This is a genomic window from Rhodococcus oxybenzonivorans (assembly GCF_003130705.1).
Lineage (GTDB): Bacteria > Actinomycetota > Actinomycetes > Mycobacteriales > Mycobacteriaceae > Rhodococcus_F > Rhodococcus_F oxybenzonivorans.
This window is the reverse complement of record NZ_CP021355.1, coordinates 330,314-343,849: the sequence shown is the minus strand read 5'-3', so window position 1 is coordinate 343,849 and position 13,536 is coordinate 330,314. Positions and strand designations below refer to the sequence as shown.

General features: G+C 65.5%; 11 protein-coding genes and 1 pseudogene. 10 read left to right on the top strand and 2 right to left on the bottom strand.

Going from position 1 to position 13,536, the window contains the following annotated elements:
* The first annotated feature begins 182 nt into the window (after positions 1-182).
* The 4 genes from CBI38_RS32565 to CBI38_RS32550 all read left to right on the top strand — a co-directional run bounded on the left by CBI38_RS32565 (position 183) and on the right by CBI38_RS32550 (position 5,305).
* Positions 183-1,763: a long-chain fatty acid--CoA ligase gene (locus CBI38_RS32565; RefSeq protein ID WP_109335667.1), complete on the top strand. Its 1,581-nt coding sequence runs from the start codon at positions 183-185 to the stop codon at positions 1,761-1,763.
* A gap of 176 nt (positions 1,764-1,939) precedes the next feature.
* Entirely contained in the window at positions 1,940-2,206 is a 267-nt protein-coding gene (locus CBI38_RS32560) for a helix-turn-helix domain-containing protein (protein WP_109335666.1), read from the top strand.
* Between the two features lie 153 nt (positions 2,207-2,359).
* Positions 2,360-3,505, top strand: coding sequence for an acyl-CoA dehydrogenase family protein (locus tag CBI38_RS32555; RefSeq protein WP_109335665.1), 1,146 nt, complete (start codon positions 2,360-2,362; stop codon positions 3,503-3,505).
* Positions 3,506-3,658: 153 nt separating this feature from the next.
* The gene (locus CBI38_RS32550; protein WP_109335664.1) at positions 3,659-5,305 is read left to right on the top strand and encodes a flavin-containing monooxygenase; all 1,647 of its coding nucleotides are present in this window, start codon (positions 3,659-3,661) and stop codon (positions 5,303-5,305) included.
* A 610-nt stretch (positions 5,306-5,915) separates the two neighbouring features.
* On the opposite strand, the gene CBI38_RS32545 is transcribed toward CBI38_RS32550, so the two are convergent.
* Positions 5,916-6,860, bottom strand: coding sequence for a phospholipase D family protein (locus CBI38_RS32545; protein WP_109335663.1), 945 nt, complete (start codon positions 6,858-6,860; stop codon positions 5,916-5,918).
* Positions 6,861-7,113: 253 nt separating this feature from the next.
* Between CBI38_RS32545 and CBI38_RS32540 the strand changes: the two genes are divergently transcribed.
* The 5 genes and pseudogenes from CBI38_RS32540 to CBI38_RS32520 all read left to right on the top strand — a co-directional run bounded on the left by CBI38_RS32540 (position 7,114) and on the right by CBI38_RS32520 (position 10,935).
* On the top strand, positions 7,114-7,341 hold the full coding sequence (locus CBI38_RS32540) for a hypothetical protein (protein WP_109335662.1): 228 nt from the start codon (positions 7,114-7,116) through the stop codon (positions 7,339-7,341).
* Positions 7,342-7,451: 110 nt separating this feature from the next.
* Positions 7,452-7,637 carry a hypothetical protein gene (locus CBI38_RS32535; protein ID WP_109335661.1) on the top strand — a complete coding sequence of 62 codons (186 nt, stop codon included), beginning with the start codon at positions 7,452-7,454 and terminating at the stop codon, positions 7,635-7,637.
* 226 nt (positions 7,638-7,863) lie between these two features.
* Positions 7,864-8,208, top strand: coding sequence for a hypothetical protein (locus CBI38_RS32530; protein WP_109335660.1), 345 nt, complete (start codon positions 7,864-7,866; stop codon positions 8,206-8,208).
* Positions 8,205-10,138, top strand: a pseudogene (locus CBI38_RS32525) (hypothetical protein). Before CBI38_RS32530 ends, CBI38_RS32525 begins: the two are co-directional and overlap by 4 nt.
* Positions 10,138-10,935 carry a hypothetical protein gene (locus CBI38_RS32520; protein WP_109335659.1) on the top strand — a complete coding sequence of 266 codons (798 nt, stop codon included), beginning with the start codon at positions 10,138-10,140 and terminating at the stop codon, positions 10,933-10,935. Before CBI38_RS32525 ends, CBI38_RS32520 begins: the two are co-directional and overlap by 1 nt.
* A gap of 160 nt (positions 10,936-11,095) precedes the next feature.
* Here CBI38_RS32520 and CBI38_RS32515 read toward each other — a convergent pair whose 3' ends face one another.
* On the bottom strand, positions 11,096-12,973 hold the full coding sequence (locus tag CBI38_RS32515; RefSeq protein WP_109336092.1) for an RNB domain-containing ribonuclease: 1,878 nt from the start codon (positions 12,971-12,973) through the stop codon (positions 11,096-11,098).
* 240 nt (positions 12,974-13,213) lie between these two features.
* Here CBI38_RS32515 and CBI38_RS32510 point away from each other — a divergent pair, with 240 nt between their 5' ends.
* Entirely contained in the window at positions 13,214-13,489 is a 276-nt protein-coding gene (locus tag CBI38_RS32510) for a LuxR C-terminal-related transcriptional regulator (protein WP_109336091.1), read from the top strand.
* The last annotated feature ends 47 nt before the right edge of the window (positions 13,490-13,536 follow it).

The window sequence follows — 13,536 nt, the reverse complement described above, 5'->3', positions numbered from 1 at the left end:
CCGTACGGGTGGTGTGAGCCCAGTCTCGCGACTTGCGATGCGATGCGGGTGTCCTACAACGCGACAGTGCACTGCAAAGCGGCGTGTGGATCGGGTGAATGTCGCGAATTCGGACGGTCCATAAGGCGGTTCGACATGGACGCTGGTCACACGCTCACCCACCGGATCCGGAGGAAACCGCCATGCTCACCACGATGATGGATCGTCCACTGCTGATCAGCTCGTTGCTGTGGCACGCCGAGAACGTGTTCGCCGACCGGGTCGGAGTTTCGTGCGACGCGGCCCGTGGAGACCGGGAGTTCACCTACCGCGATCTCGGCGTGTCCACCCGCCGGTTCGCCGGTGCGTTCGACGACATGGGAATCGGGTTCGGGACGAGGGTTGCGACGCTGGCGTGGAACACCTTCGACCACCTCGTTGCCTACTATGCCGTCCCGGCGTCCGGGGCGATCCTGCACACTGTCAACCATCGGATGTCGCCCGACAACATCGCCTACACGATGGACAAAGCCGAGGACGAGGTGGTCCTGATCGACGCCGACCTTGTGCCGGTGCTCACCGAAGTCCTCCCGCGTCTGCCGCGCATCCGGCACGTGGTCGTCTTCGGCACTCTCGACGGCATCGATCGTGTTATGTCCTCGACGGTGACGTGGTGGTCCTTCGATCGGCTCCTGCTCGAGGCCGTACCGATCGAGGAGTTTCCGGAGTTCGACGAGACCACCGCGTCGTCGATCTGTTTCACTTCCGGCACCACAGGGCTGCCCAAGGGAGTGGTCTACAGCCACCGCAGCACCGTGCTGCATGCCATGGCGATCAGTGCGGCCGGTGGTGTCGCGATCGAGGGGTCGCGCTCGTATCTGCTGGCCACGCAGATGTCCCACGTCCACAGCTGGGGTGTTCCACACGCGGGGGTACTGCAGGGCGCTCGCCTCGTCCTTCCCGGGCCACACCCCTCGCCGGCCGAGCTGCTGCGCATCACTACCGAGCAGACCCCGGACGTGGTCGTGGGCGCACCGGCCGTTGCCGCGCTCATGCGCGAGCGATTCGACGCCGATCCCGGCCGCTACGACCTTGGGAGCGTGCGCACTCTGTGGCTGGGCGGTCAGGTACCGCCGTCGGGGCTGGTGAACTGGTGGGCCGGGCACGGAGTCTCGACCGTCAACGGGTGGGGTATGACCGAGACCTCGCCGATGGGGACCTTCGGTCACGTCCCGGCGAGCCAGGGACGGCCCCTGCCGCTGTTCCAGGTGCGCATCGTCGACGAGGAGGGTCGAAGTCTGCCGTGGAACGGATTCACCACCGGTGAGCTCGAATCTCGCTCACCCTGGGTAACCGGCACGTACCTCGACGACGACCATGCCGGCGACGCGTTCCATGACGGTTGGTTGCGGACCGGCGACGTCGCTGTGATCCACCCCGACGGTCAGGTCGAGATCCGCGATCGAGTCAAGGACCTCATCAAGAGCGGCGGGGAGTGGATCTCCTCCGTCGAGCTGGAGAACAAGCTGCTGCTGCACCCGGCCGTGCTCGAGGCCGCGGTCATCGCGGTGCCGCACGAGACGTGGCAGGAACGTCCCGTCGCGTGGGTCCGGCTGACCGACGACGTTTCCGACGACGGACTGCGGGCACATCTGGCGGCGACCCTGCCGAAATTCTGGCTTCCGGACATGTTCGTACGGGTGGACGAGGTCCCCAAGACGTCGGTGGGCAAGCTCAACAAGACGCGGATGCGGCAAATGTGGTGCGCGGACGTCGACGTGTAGCGGTCTGGGACACTCACAACTGATGTGACCTCGGTTACATGATGGGTCTACTGGCTGCGAGGTTTTACGAGGTGGTGATGGGTGGTGACCGACCGGATCCGGGCGCGGGTGGGTGATCGTGACATCGACGCGTACGAGAGTGCTCCATCGGGCCTGCGGCCGGAGTTCGAGCAGTCGTGGCGTCGGCGGTGCTGTCGACGGCCATCTCGAGGTCGATGGGATTCGACATCAGACTCGAGCACCTCCCCGACGACTACCGCGCACCCGGGTCGGGTCGACAACTCACCTCCCTCGAACGCAGCGAGCGGGACACGATCGTGCGTGCCCTCGACGAAGCCGACGGCAATAAGTCCCTCGCCGCGGATCGGCTCGAGGTCGCCCGGTCGACGCTGTACCGCACAATCCGTGCGCTCGGCCTGGACAACAGACGCTACGGATCCTGACCTCCCGAAATCCCCTGTCGCATAACGGGACATCCCCACCCGACTCGGAGCGGAGACGATGGGCGCAGAACGGGTGACCCTCGGGTTACCCGACCTCCTCGCGCGCCACCGCAGCAGGCGGTGACGTCGGACCGACCCGAAGGATGATCAACGATGAAACGCACAGTCTACGGCGACGACCACGCGGCCTACCGGGACTCCGTCCGCCAATTCCTGGCGCGGTATTTCGAACCGCGCGCCGAGGACGTCCGGGCCGACAAGGCGCTGCCCCGAGACTTCTGGCTCGAAGCCGGAAAACACGATCTTCTCGGGCTCGAAGTTCCGGCCGAGTACACAGGTAGCGACGCGGGCGACTACCGCTTCAACGCGGTGCTCATCGAGGAACTGGCGAAGGTCAACGCAGCTCTGGCGTCGAGCGTCAGTATCCACTGTGACGTCGTAGCACCGTATCTGGTGCATCTGACCACCGACGAGCAGAAGACCCGGTGGCTGCCAGGGGTGTGCTCGGGCGAGATGCTCACCGCGATCGGGATGACCGAGCCAGGCGGAGGTTCGGATCTGGCCGCGCTCAAGACCACCGCGGTACGCGACGGCGGCAGCTGGGTGCTCTCCGGCGCGAAAACGTTCATCACCAACGGGTATTCGGCAGATCTGGTGGTGATCGCGGCACGGACCTCGCCGGAGAAGAAGGCCAAGGGCATCACCCTCTTCGGTGTCGAGACATCCCTGCCCGGATTCGAGCGCGGCCGCAAACTCGACAAGGTCGGCCAGGACGAAGCGGACACCGCAGAATTGTTCCTCGACAACGTGCGGGTCACCGACGCCGATGTGATCGGCGAGCTCGATCACGGGTTCATCCACATGATGTCGTTCCTACCCCAAGAGCGACTGGGATGTGCCATCGCCAACCTCGCGCACGCGGCGCAGATTCTCGACGAGACCGTCGACTACTGCCGTGAGAGAAAGGCATTCGGTCAGGCGATCGGAACCTTCCAGCACAACAAGTTCCTGATCGCCGACCTGGTGACACAGATCGAGGTCACGCAGGCATATGTCGATCGGTGCGTCGAGGCGCACGTGGCCGGTGACCTCACCTCCGTCGATGCGGCGAAGGCGAAGTGGTGGACCGCCGACGTGCAAAACCGGGTGATCGACCACTGCGTGCAGCTGCACGGTGGCTACGGCTACATGAACGAATACCGGGTGGCTCGGGCGTGGCGGGATGCGCGGGTCTCGAGAATCTGGGCAGGGTCGAACGAGATCATGAAGGAACTGATCGGCCGTGATCTCGGATTCTGAACCCGATAGTGTTCTGGCACTGCGTATGTGAACGAAAGATGACGTGTGTCCCCGTGATTCGATTTCGGACACTTCACATCACACAATCGCTTCTAACGTCATAGGCGTCCGGGCGGGAATGCACGTCCCGGGAAAATCTCGAGGAGGAACGACATGACGGCATCCCAGGCCGACACGGCCACCCGCACCGGCTCACACTCGGACAACAACGTGCTCGACGTCCTGATCATCGGCGGAGGCTTCTCCGGCCTGTACGCGCTGGACCGGCTTCGCGACCTCGGCTTCACCGCCAAGGTCTGGGACGCCGCAGGCGGACTCGGCGGAATCTGGTGGTGGAACTGCTATCCCGGTGCACGCACCGACAGCACCGGCCAGATCTACCAGTTCTCGCACAAAGAACTATGGAAGAAGTACGACTTCGCTGAACTGTATCCGGGGCACGACGGAGTCCGGAACTACTTCGAGTATGTCGACTCACAACTGAATCTCACCCGCGACGTCGTGTTCGACACCTTCGCCGAGTCCTGCCGATGGGACGAGCAGGTCCGGCAGTGGACCGCACGGTCCGCGGACGGCAAGGTACAGAAGGCGCGTCAGGTAATCATCGCGACCGGATTCGGCGCCAAGCCGCTGTATCCGAACCTCGAGGGGCTCGACTCGTTCGCCGGCGACTGCTACCACACCGCTCGCTGGCCGCAGGGGGGCGTCGACATGACCGGCCGCAAGGTCGTCGTCATGGGCACCGGGTCCAGTGGCGTGCAGGTCGTCCAGGAAGCCGGTCACGTCGCCGAACACGTCACGGTGTTCCAGCGCACCCCGAACCTGGCGATTCCAATGCAACAACGCACACTCACGCACGACGACAACGAACAGTTCCGGAAGGGACTGCCCGAGCGGTTCGAGGCACGTTACAAGGCCTTTGCTGGATTCGACTTCGACTTTCTGCCGCAGAACGCCGCCGACCTGAGCAAGGAGGAACGCGACGCGATCTACGAGAAGATGTGGGCGGAGGGAGGTTTCGAGATGTGGCTCGGAAACTTCCAGGACATCCTCGTCGACGAGGAGGCCAACCGCACCTTCTACGACTTCTGGCGCAACAAGGTCCTCGAGCGAGTCACCGATCCGAAGAAGGCCGCGATCGTGGCGCCCGAGACACCGCCGCACCCCTACGGCGTCAAGCGCCCCTCCCTCGAGCAGGACTACTTCGACGTCATCAACCAGAGCAACGTCGATGTCATCGACTCCAATCTCACCCCGATTCGCCGGGTGCTGCCCCACGGGATCGAGACCGACGACGGCGTCATCGAATGCGATCTGCTCGTCCTCGCCACGGGCTTCGACAACAACAGCGGCGGCATCATGGCCATCGACATCACCGGCGTCGACGGATTGAGTATCCAGGACAAGTGGAAGTCCGGCGTCGACACCTGCATGGGCCTGTCCACCCGCGGATTCCCCAACATGATGTTCCTCTACGGCCCGCAGAGCCCCTCCGGCTTCTGCAACGGCCCGACGTCCGCCGAGTACCAGGGTGAGCTCGTTGTAGAGTTCCTGCAGCACCTGCGAGACAACGGCATCACCCGGTTCGAAAACACCGAAGAATCCGAAAAGCAATGGCGTGCACACGTCGACGAACTGTTCCTCAACTCGATGTTCACAAAAGCCCGCTCGTGGTACTGGGGCGCGAACGTGCCCGGCAAGCCGGCGCAGATGCTCAACTACTCGGGCGGCGTCCCCCAGTACTTCGCGCGGTGGGACGAGATCAAGACCAACGGCTACGACGCCTTCGAGACGAACTGACCGAAGAGAGGACGCGTGGGTCACGGTGCATCCCGCGGCCCACGCGGCGTCGTCCCGACGGTGCACTGGAAGTACTCGCGCGGCGAATCGTTCGGTCGCTGAGTGGTCGGTGATTGAATGTCGTGCCCCTCGTGGCGAGGGAGGGAATAGTTTCAGCACAGTGACGTAAGTGCCCCAGCAGCCCGGTCCTCTATCTTCCCCGCCGAAACCGGATGGCCTGTCGCAGAAATGACATCGTCATCAAGCATGCGCTCAGACGCTCCGCGGCCGTGACGACAAGGCCGGGATAGCTAACCACGCTACGCTAGCTAGCAACGCAAGTCGGGGCGACATATTGTGCAAGTCGCGGCGCGCGTCTGGTGGCTCATGGGTATCAACCCACCCAGGCAGTGACTTCTCGTGGGGAGTGGGTAGTGGTGGAATCGGTTCGGTGGCATCGACAGAGACTGTGTTCGCCGTTGAGGGTGAAAGCGGCAGTTACACACCAGGCATTGTCGAGTATGGGATCTCGTGGGAGAGAGCGCCGACGAGTTCCGTGCAGACCTCGAAGCATTTCGAGGAGAATGGGCGGTTGGTGTTGGTGCGCGGCTCATTTCGTGGCCATGTCCGCTCAGAGGTCCCATAGTGCGAGTATCGCGGTCCGCAGGCTGGGGGAGCGGACGTAGTGATCGGTCCGTAGCCGTGACCCGGGGTGCCCGAGGTCGGTGAGCGCCTTCTCGGCGTCGGTGAGAGGCACGGGTGGCAGGTCGGTGCGGGTGCGCAGGAAAAACAGCACCGCTCCACCGGACCGCGGGATCCGCATCGGATCGGAGATCACCACGGCCGGCGGGTGAATCCACTCGTCGCCGGTGTCGACGAAGACAATCACGTCACCGCGCCGAAGGGTGCCGCGTGTGTCGAGGCGGAGCGACTCGAGTTGGTACTTCACCACCGGCCCGCCCGCCGTCGAATGCCGGCCCCGCTGGTTGTCGAGGACCTGTTGTTCGGTGTCGGTGGGTTCGTAATCGACGGCGTGTTTGACGAACATCCGGCGCGCCGGTGTGGGCAGGAAATCTGTGTCGGTGCGGACGCGGCCGGTGACCCCGGGCAGTGGGACGGCGCGGCCGATCTCCCACTCGAGGATCGCGTCGTCGAGGAACACCTGATCGACCTCGGTGATCTCGTCGAGGCCGTCGATGAACGTGCGCACCGAGGCGACGATGTCGGGGTCGTCGGTGATGACTACGGCGTCGTCGGCGAGGGTGGAGTTTTCGGATGCGTTGGCCGACCCGATCACCGCCCGGGTACTGGTAGCGATCACCTTCGCGTGCAGGGTCGGTGACGACAGCACCCGCACCCCCTTGTTCAGATAGTAGGAGAGGGCGGCGGGGGAGGTGGCGTGCGCCCGGATGGCGGCCTTGGAGGCGTTGACGACCAACAGGTCCCCGGCGCGCAGCGGGAGCAGCTCGGGTGCGTCCTGCCCGAGGTAGCCGATCGCGGCGTATCGGGCGCCGCGGGTGCGGATGGCGCGGGTGATGTGCGGCCACGGGCTCGGCCCGTGGAAGGTGGTCCCCATACCGACAGACGGTAACCGGCGCGCCTTAGGTGTGGTGCCGGTCCCGGCAACGCTAAAAGAAGCTAAAGGGGGGCGCCGCCGGTCCGTCGCTCCCGGCGCGCGTCGACAGTCGCGTGGAGCGGGCTGACCGCGGTCGCCCCAAGTGCAGCGATTCGACCGAGTCTCAGCTGAGGAAAATGTGTCGGTACCGGCCACAACCGTCGGTCCAGCACTCTTACGCTGTGAGCACCACGACACCAGCGAGAGAAGGATCATGAGTTACGAAGCGATCTACGACGGGGTCCGCTATCCGCTCGCCGACGCGGCCGCCGCGCACGGCCTCGAGGACGCTGTCAGAGGCATCTTCGAAAACAACGGCAACGGCGGATTCGTCGGTTTTGTCAGCCAAAACTCGACGGTACGTTTGCTGATTACACCGGCGACTCCGATTGCGATTCGCGGCAGCGACGAGCCGAACCCGAGCATCGTCTACCGCTGGTAACCCACCCAGAGCCGATACCCCACGGACCGCGACGGTACCTGGCGTCCTCGCCGTTCGAGGTGTCACAACACTTTCCGCAACGATCCACCGGTCAGCAGAAGGAGAATAGGGTGCCCAGCCTCATCTTCAATGGCGTCACCTACGGCATCAGCCCCACCAGATTCGAGGCCACCCGCGAACTGCTCTCCCGCTTCGCCGAGGGACACACCATAGGAGTGACCATGTCCCTTACCCACGGCGGCGCTCGACATCACCTCTACATCACACCCGGGGTGCCCATCACGCTGGTGGAGTGACGAGTCCCGGATCTGGCGGGATCACACCGCCTTCGGGTGTCGCGAGGAAGGCGCGGTGGTCATGGAAACGCGTGACGACCGCCTCTCGGAACTTCTGCATACCCTGCACCGAACTCCGCGCGCAGATGTGCAAGCGAATTCGCCCGCGTAGATGCGTGCAATAAGGCGTGTAGTGCGTAGGATGATTTAAACGCGGTCGTACACGGGTCAAGACGGGTGGGTGGATATGGCGAAGGTAGGAAATGCCGGAGGCGGCGCCCGCCGCCCGACCGGGGGTGGGCGCGGCGGTGCCGCTCGGTCGGGGAAGGAAGGTTCCGGTGCGGAAGGTGTCTCCGGGTCGGGAATGCCGAGTCCGGAGTTGACGGCGAAGCTGGAGCCGAGGAAGGGGCCGACGAAGGTTCCGCTGAACACCCGGGTCCTGGCCTCGACTGAGGCCCGGTTGAACTGGCTGGTGAACGATCGCCAATCCACGGTGACCAATGTCGTGGACGTTGCCCTGCAAGAATTCTTCGACCGCTACCGCGTCCCACCGGCCGATCTCGACGGCCGGATCGCCGAGCAGGAGTCATGAGCTCCCCGTGGGAGCAAATTCCCCTGTTCACACTGCCCGACACCACCCCGACGACGCCCCCCGAATCCTGCGAAAAAGACGGTTCCCCCAACTCAACCGATCAGGCGGGTGTCACCGACGAGGCGGGCTCGGAACCCACCGTTGCCACACACCCTGAATCACACGAGCAGGGGGACGCTGAGTCGGACGAGCAGGTTGACGTCGCCGAAACTCCCACGAGCCCGGAATCTCCCGACGTGGAAACCGCCGACGTGAACACTGTCGAGGCCGGGACCGTCGCGTCCGATCCGCCGGTGTGGGAGGCGCTGCCGGCGGGGGAGGCCGCGGATGGGCATGCGTTGATCGTGACCGCGGCCGGGACGTATACCCCGTCCGGGCGGGAGCTGACCGGTCCGGTCGATTCACTCGAGAAGCTGGACAAGCTGATTCGCTGGGCGTCTTTGACCCCGTTGGGTGCACCCGCGCAGATCTGGGTCGTCGGGGTGGCTGCGTGTGAGCTACTCGGGTGGGTCATCGATCCGGGCAGTGAGGACGACGTCGACGACATGGAAGCGTTGCGGACCAGCGCCGCATCCGAGTTGACCGCCACCCTCCATGCCACCCTGCCACCGTTGCTCGGTGCGGGGTGGGAGCTGCGCGGCGAACCCGGGCATGTGGTGCACCTGTCCCGCACGATCGGGAACTTCACCTCGATGGTCGATGTGGTGATCGAACCGTATGTGTGGACCTACTGGAATAAGGACTTCGGTTGGCACAACCGGATCGGCGATATGGGTGTCCTCGGCTCACCGGCCGCGGGCACCTATCTCCCGGACGACGACCTGGCGGCTGCCCGGGAGTTGGGTCGCCGGCTGGCGTGGTGCGCACAGCATCTCGGGGTGCTCCCCGGGCCGACACCGGCCCGCACCGGGGCGGCGATCATCGACAAGATCAAACGCGAACGCACCCGATCGGGCAAGGGCATCGTCGTCACCACCCCGGGCGCCATCCCGCCGCTCGATGGGGCCCCGCGCGGGGACCTCGAGCCCGCGGTCGGCTGGACCCGGGTACCGGAAGCAGCCGACCTCGAGGATGCGTGCCGGTTGGTGTCGATCGATCAACGCGCCGCCTATTTGGCCTCGGCGGGGATGCTCGAACTCGGTTACGGGCAACCCACACATCTGACCGGTGGGGCGGCGGCCGCCGCAGCGGTGGGGGAGAAGGGCACCCCGTTCGGGTTGTGGCGGATCACCCTGCCCGCGGGGCAGACCTTGTCGCTGCCGGAGAAACTACCGTTGCCGCATCCGCACATGCTCGCCGATCAGCCGGTGCAGACGTGGGTCACCACCGTCACCCTCGATGCCCTTCGGGAGCCGGTCGCGGACGGTGGGATCGGCGCCGATCTCGACGACCTCGACGTCACCGAGGCCTGGGTGTATCCGCAGCAGGGGCGGGTCCTGGACAAGTGGGCGAAGATCCTGCGCGAGGCCCGCAAAACCGCCGTGGACACCCGGGACGCGGCGATGAAGGGGTTCATCGGGTCCTGCTACAAGGGGTACATCGGGCGGATGGTGAACCCGGACATGTGGACCGCGACCCGGATGCAGCATCATCATCAACCGTTGTGGCGGGCGTCGATCATCGCGCACTGCCGGTGGCGTGGCCGCCGCGTCGCGATGCGCATCGCCCGCGAACACCATCGTTGGCCGGTCCGCACCGTCACCGACTCCTGGGTGTACCTCCTCCCCGACGGTCAGGACATTGCCGACGAAAGTGAGGCGCGCTGGGGAAGATGACGGTGGAAAAGGACGTGGCCCTCACCGACACCCTCCTGCACGCTGTGGCGTCGGCGGCGGATGTGCACGAGGTGAACCTGGCGATCAAGGCCGCCTTCACCGACCACGAGGACGCCTTCGCCGACGACGGCGATGACGGGGCGGGGGTGCTCTGATGGCCCTGCATCTTCCCAAACCCCGCACCACGAAGCCGGCGCAGCAAGCGGTCGGGCTCGACGGCCTCAAGGTGTCCGTCGCCAACGCTGCGACTAGTGGGGTGGAGAAGTCGAAGCAGGTCAAATCCGGGGGGCTGGCCGGGCTGACCAGCAAGGTGACGGTCAAACAACTGCGCACCGAACTCGGCAACGAGGGTTTACGTCAGGCGGCGGTCGACGCCGGCCGCACCCCGCCGTCGGACCGCACACTGCGCCGGTGGGCGCAACAGGGCCGCATTCCCCACGCGGATGTGCTCGAGCGGGCGCAACGGCGGGCGGCGATCGAACGATTGGGTGGTATCGACGTAGTGGCGGCGAAGATCGGGCGGTCTCGCTCGGCGGTGTCCCGGTATCGGTCGGGGGAGACGAACGAGTTGCGTGCGGACGCCAGCAAGAAACTCAAGACTGTGCGGGCCGAGGACATCATGAAGCGGGCTGGGGTGTTGCGCCCGGATGGGACACCGAAGACCGCGGTGATCCGGGTCAAGGGTGGGGTGATGGTCCGCAACGGCGCCGACGAGGGCTACGACTACCGGGTCCGCACCCTGGATTTCGCGAACTCCGACACCCCGTTCAGCCCTGACGAGTCCCGCGAACTCGCCGCCGCCCTCGCTAACGATGATCACGCCCGGGTCGTCGCCTTGCTCGAGCGGCACGCCACTCTCGACTACCCGGAGAACAAGGGCTTCGACAGGTACAGCGACCAGTTCGGATTCCATTTCGACCACATCGAATCCGTCCACATCGACTGGATCTGATCTCAGACGGACCGAACCACGGGCGGACAAGTCGTTTCGGCAGGTCAGCATCGCGGAATCGATGCTATCGCGGAGTGCTATCTCGTTTAGCACTCCTCGCAATGCCGGAAGCGCGGTGGGATCGGATAGCAAGAACCCCTTCGGTAGGTACCTGTCGTCTTCAGCGCTGTCTGAAAAGTGTCTCGATGAGCGCGGTCGCCGATGCGGTCTTCGCCGCCGTTTTTGTGGTCGCGTCAGCGGTGGCGCTGTGGCCGGCGAGGCGCACGGTGGCGGTGAACCGAGGTGCGTGTGCGGGCCCCTCTGTGCAGAAGTTCCACTCAGGTGGGGGCTGGTTGTTGTTTTGGGCGAGACTCATCAGCCAAGCGATGGGGTTCGACAGAGCCTTGGACTTCTTCGCCCCGTCCAGGTTCAGGGCGGCCGGCGTGGCCGTACAGTGTGGTTCCGCGGATTCGGCGAAACCGGAAACCTGCGGCGCCAGTAGGGGAGTCGTCGGTTGCGGGGATGGCTCGGTGGTGGGCCAGTCCGGTTCCGTGTCGGGCTGGTCGGTGCCGATTAGTTGCGCGCGCACTGCCGCCCAGAGGGCGGCTTGTTCGGCCTGCCTCTTCGCAGTTGAGGTGGCCCATGGCCCCCGGACCCCGAGGTGGGTGGCGCGGGCGGCGAACAGTGGGTTGTGGGCGGCGCCGTTCCGCCGGATCTCCAGGTCGGTGGGCGGTTGATCGGGGTGAGTTTGCCGCCACACCGACGCAACGCTGGGCCCCATCTCCGGGTGAGTGTCGGCGAGGGTGTCCAGGACGCGGAGTTGGATGGGAAGCCAGGTGGGGTCGGCGGCGTCGATCAGGACCGCGACGTCCGGGGCGGTCATCAGGTCGGCGTCGACGCGGCGGGCGAGCTCGGCGGCGAGTTGAGCCCGAAGGGATCCGGCGGCTTCGGCTTTGAGGACCTTGTGGAATCGTCGACTGTCGAGTGCAGTGAGATCGGCGGTGGCCTGCTCGGCGACGATGCGTTGGTCGGCGTGTTTGAAGTGATTCTTCTTCGCTTCCCGGGCGGCGCGGGTGCGCCGGTTCAGATCCGCGCCGAGGGCGGCAAGCTGATCCGCGGTGTAGGGGGCGGGGGAGGAGTCGAGGTGGGCGAAGATGATCCGCTGGTTGATCAGGTCGGCCACCCGCCGCAGCGGGGACGTGACATGGCTATAGGCGCTCAGGCGCAGGCCGTAATGTCCGTGGACCGTCGGATCGTAGGTCGCGGCCCGCAGCGTCGAGAGCAGGCGTCCGCGCAGTTTCGCGAACAGGTCCGGATCCCCGGCCGCGGCGGCGATCTCATTCATCAGCTCGTCGGTGCTGCCGGCGACCGGGTTGGGCCGGTGGTTGCGGAACAGGATCGGCAAGCCCTGCTCGACGCACCAGAGGGCGACCGCCTCGTTGGTGGAGATCATCAGTTCCTGCACGATGACGTAGGTGACGGTCCGCAGTTCGGCGGCGATCGCCACGATGGCCCCGTCCTCATTGCTCGCCCAGCCGCGGGTGAGGTCGTAGAACGCGAGGGCACCGCCGTCGCGGCGGGCGGTCAGCAGGACCTGCGCGGCCGCATCCGCCGCGGCCAGCTGCGGGTGCAGCGGATGTGCCGGGTCGGTCAGGATGCCGGGCACCTCGGCGTGATCAACCGCCACACACCGACCCGACGGAATCTGTGCGCGGCCTACGGCGGTGTCGACCAGCCGGCCGTCGGTGGTGAGAGTGCCGGTGACCCGCAGACTGGTGCGCCGGGAATCAGCGGTCAGGGTGGCAGCCTGCTCCGCCGTCTCGCCGAGCATCGGAATGGTGCGGCTGCGCAGGTAGCGGGTTTCAGCCCGCAGGAACGCCTGCTCGTCGGCGACCGACCCCAGTTCCACGACGTCGGCCACGCCGGCGATGTGAACCTCCACCGTCCACCCACCGCCACCGACGAGCGGGGTGACAGAGAAGGCGTCGTCCCGGTCCCGCGCAGACGCCGAATCGATCATCAGCAGCGTCGACACGTCCGTGACTGTCGAAGACCTCATGGTCACCGCACCCCCTTGGTTCTACAGGCCACCGACGATAACCAATTTCACCAGGGCGCGTCAGCGACGCGCCCCTGGAGCATCACCTGCGTCTCGTGAAAACCGGCTTCAAGTATGGTTTGTTACCGCGGTCACGGAAAACCGATGTCGCGAGCCAGACCCATCTGGGTGGCGCGCTGCCTCGAATCACACAGTGTGCGTCCTGCGGCAATCATGTGGCTCGAGAAGGCGAGAGTTGCTATGACTTCTGTTCCTGGCTCCACGCCAGATCCTGTCGGGGAACCGCCACGGCGGCCCCGGTTGACACCGCGCGAGCTGGAGATCCTGCGCCTATGGCTGCGGAGTGAATCGAAGGCTATTGCCGCATCCGACCTCGGAATCAGCATGGGCACGATCAACACCCACCTGATCCGGATCCGGGCGAAGTACGCGGCCGTCGGGCGCCCCGTTACCGACAAGTCCGGCCTGCTGATCCGGGCGCTGCAGGACGGGCTAGTCTCTCTCGCCGAGCTCTGAACTGGTCCACCTGAACGCCCCTAACAGGGCGCGAGCACGGCAGAGGC